The sequence below is a fragment of the Microcystis sp. M49636_WE2 genome (assembly GCF_030065375.1).
Classification (GTDB): domain Bacteria; phylum Cyanobacteriota; class Cyanobacteriia; order Cyanobacteriales; family Microcystaceae; genus Microcystis; species Microcystis aeruginosa_C.
Genome location: NZ_JASJFG010000734.1, coordinates 1 through 3,857, shown reverse-complemented (window position 1 = coordinate 3,857; position 3,857 = coordinate 1). Strand labels below are relative to the sequence as shown.

Below are 3,857 nucleotides of genomic sequence, written 5' to 3'. Positions count from 1 at the left end.
CGAGGGGTGCCAGGGTGCGGCAAGGGTTAAACCTTGGGCGTTTTTGCCGCCATCTTCGAGGGTGCGAATATTGTAGAGGGTGGGACTACTAAACAGAGGCAAACGCTGACGATTGGAGCGAATAACCTCAAAAACGGGATCGAGACGATCAACATGAGCAACGACAAATAGGCCGTTAGCACCCCCAGAAATCGCCTGATTAAGGGCTTGATCGGCCTTAAAATTGGGTACACTCAGATCGCAGACAATCGGCACAATTTGACCGCCTTTTTTCGCCACATTAGCCATCAACTCATCTTTAAAGGAAATATTATCAGGAGCTTGAGAATCGTAGCAAAAAGCAATTTTTCGGACTTTAGCTGTATTTACTATGTAATTTGCTAAGGTTTCCGTAATTTTGCCGTTAGAAGCCACCAGACGAAAGATATAATTTCCCGCACCGGAGAGATTATTAGCCAGGGAGGTGGGAGAAATCATCACCAAACCGCCTTTTTCGTAGATGGGAGCGGCGGCTAAACTGGCATCGGAGGCATTATGACCGATAACAGCGATAATATCGGGATTTTTGACTAATTCACTGGCTACCTCTTTCGATATCTGCGGCTGATTATCGTCATTAACCACGATAACCATCAGTTTTCTGCCGTTGATCCCTCCCTGTTGATTGATCTGGGTTTGTGCGCTGGCGACTCCTCGCAATATTTCCTGAGCGACGTTGGGATTAGTTGTTGCTGGCACAATAACGGCGATTTTGAAGGGATTTGAGCCAGTTTGCAGGTTGCTTAGATAAATTACGCTTTCGGGATCGTTGGGATGTTGAGCGAGGGATTTTTGCAGGAGTTGCTCTGCTTCTTGGTGATCACCTTGAGCAATGGCAGCGATCGCTGATTCTTTGGTGGTGTTAGAATTAGTTTTGATCAGGAGATGATTGCCGTAACTCATGCGGGGATTATTATCGGCTTTTGGGGCAAATATTGCCAATATTTGAGGAAAAAGAAACCAACCGATCAACCCCAGTAAAATATAGAAAATTGGCGGTAAGCTCGCTTTTTTGCCAGTCTTTGTCATTGCTTTACTCCTTAACTTTGCTGATTGAATTCGGCTAAACGGCGGTTAATTTCGTCATCAAGGCTTAAGAAATCGATTTCTTGAGCTAATTTCTCGCTATAGTTCTCGCTTAATTCACTATAGGCGTTTTCTTTTCGATAACGGTCTTTAATCGCTTCATTGGCATCCTCAAAGCGATCGCGGGAGTTATTGAGGTTGAGACTACTATCAAATTCGTTTATTTTGCCTAAAGCCTCATTCATGGAACTAATCGCTTTTAAGTTGCTCATTTCTAATTTATAATGTTCGATTTTTTCCTGCTCTTGGCGAAGTTTTTCCTTAGCAGCAATGACTACTTTTTCGGCATTATCGACCCGATCTTTCATGGCGGATAGAATTTTTTCTAGGGAGAGAACCTTAACCATAGCTAGTCTTGCCGCTTCTTGAAGACCTTTTTTTTGAGCGGTGACAGCCTGTTGCAAGTAGTTTGTGTGTTCCTGTTTTTTTGCCTCGTATTGTGCTTGGGCCGATTGCTGGGCTGCTACTACTTGCGCCACCGATTCTGTTAATTCCGCTAGGGATTTTTGCATCGATTCTAGGGATTCTCTGGCCGATTCTACGGCAATTTTGCCGCCGGATTCGATGGGAATACCCCACAACCAATTCCAGATCGCAACGAGAGAATTTCCTGCCTTATCACCGATCAGCCAAAAAATCAAGGCTTTTGGGGTTAATTTTTTTAACAATTTCATGCCGTTTGTCTCCTAGAGGTGTTACCTGTTAATTAGGAGTGATGGTCAACTTTAATGCAGTGGATAAGGTTAAGTTTTGTAAAAAGTCTTGACAAGGATAGGAAGGTTTAGACTGGACCGGCAGATTTAATGGGAGCGAGGGGGACAAATTGACCATTTTTGACCTGTAGAATCAAGTAGCGGCGCTCATCAGGATTATTATTCATGTTGCGGACACCATTCTCATCGAATCTAACAGTGCCAGTCATTCCTTCAATAGAAAAATCGTTTCTTAAAACTTGATTTAATGATTCTCGATCGAATTTTTGTCCTTGTTGGTATAACTTTCGCAAAGCGGTGAGGATAACTTTAGTCGAATCGTAGGCCATGGGAGTGCGCCAAACATTGATCTTATTTTGCCAAAAACTGTGGATATAATTATCTCGTGTGAGATCATACCAAGGCACGGTGATAACTAAATTTTCTACCCCCTGTTCACCTTCTGCAAGGGTGAGATAACTTTGAAAAGTGGGTGAACCTAAAGTTACTAAGTTTAACTGTTGTGCGGGACGTTGCTTAAAGATACTGACGGCTCTTTTCAGATCATTAACATAGGGAGCAACCATGAGAATATTTACTTGATATTGAGCGATTTTTTGATAAATTTCCTGTTCATCTAAATTATTTTTTGGCTCGATATTGCAGTCAAAATCTGCATCTTTAATGACTTTTTGAAAGTGCTGACCGAGGAGAATGTTTTTATATTTTTTAGCGAAGTTATAATTATCCCCAGAGCGATTATCATAACAAATTAAATTAGTGGGGTTTTGGATAATTAGCTTGTCAGTTTGTTTGCGGATGTATTCACTTAAGGTTGTGGCAAAAGTTTCCAGATCGGGAACCATCTTATACACATAGCCATTACCGGAGATTTTCGGGGAAAAGCTGGTGGGAGATAGGGCAACAATTTTCCCTTGTACATAGCTATCTTTGGCCGCTTCACTAGCAGCAGAAGCATTATGACCAACCACTGCTATAATTGACGGATCTTTAACAAATTTTTCGGCTCGATCTTTGGCATCTACGGGGCTATTATTATCATTAGCGACCACTACCTGTAGAAAGTGAAAATCGGGGTTGTTGGCCTGTTCATCATTTAACTCCTGTTGCAATAAAGCAATACCTCGTAAAATTTCTTGAGCTATTTCTGGATTATTGGGCAAGCGATCGAGGGATTTTTTAAAAAGCTGAATTGCTTGTTTATATTCTTTGTTTTTAAAAGCTTGTCTTCCCCGTTCAATACTGTTATCTTGTCGGTTTGTCTTTAATAATATTTCTTCACCTAAGCTAATTTCTGGGTATTTACTAGCATCATCGGAAAATACTCCTCCCCAATATAAAACTGATAAAGTTACCAGAAGACTTAAAATAAATAACAGAGCTTGTTTCCAGCGACTAGATAGACGTAAAGGCCAACTTTGCTCATCATTATTTTGGTGATTTTCCTCCGTATTTTCAGGGGGTAAAGGTAAAATTAACGGTGGTTCTTCAGGATTTTCTATCAAACGAGGCAGTAAAGAAGAACTAGCAGCATCCTTCTCAAATTCATGTAATCTTAATTCTTGTCGAGCGCTTGTTAAGGATTCCTGTAGGGATTTATGTTCAAGAAAATTGGGAAGAAAAACTTCTAGAAATCTCAAAGCAACCCGCACAGCGATGGGTTCTTTCATAACAATAATATGGGGTACTCCGATATTAGCCAACTGACGACCAATACCTAACCCATCGCAGGAGTTACAGATAACAAGTTTTAAGCCTTTTTTAACAGCTATTTCTAGGGAATTTCTTAAATTATGTTCAGGAGATAAAGCCGTATCATTATCAATGATAAAAACTCCATCATGTCCGTCGCTACTGGTTTGACTATGACCTAAATAAACTACAATATCCCATGGATTTTTGATCAACTCATTGTGAATATTTATCGTTGAAAGAGGAACTTCTGAACTGGGACTTAATATTTGTATATAAACCTCATCTGGGTTTCCTAGTGCCGTTAGCAAACTGGATAAACACAGG

At 40.7% G+C, this 3,857-nt stretch carries 3 protein-coding genes; all 3 read right to left on the bottom strand.

Annotated elements, in window-relative coordinates:
* Positions 1 to 1,068: ABC transporter substrate-binding protein (locus PX484_RS16840; protein WP_288104850.1), on the bottom strand; the 1,068-nt coding region annotated here is incomplete at its 3' end.
* 11 nt (positions 1,069 to 1,079) lie between these two features.
* Positions 1,080 to 1,799: a PspA/IM30 family protein gene (locus PX484_RS16835; protein ID WP_002799891.1), complete on the bottom strand. Its 720-nt coding sequence runs from the start codon at positions 1,797 to 1,799 to the stop codon at positions 1,080 to 1,082.
* A gap of 107 nt (positions 1,800 to 1,906) precedes the next feature.
* Positions 1,907 to 3,857 (bottom strand): ABC transporter substrate-binding protein (locus PX484_RS16830; RefSeq protein WP_288104847.1); only part of this gene is annotated, 1,951 nt, incomplete at its 5' end.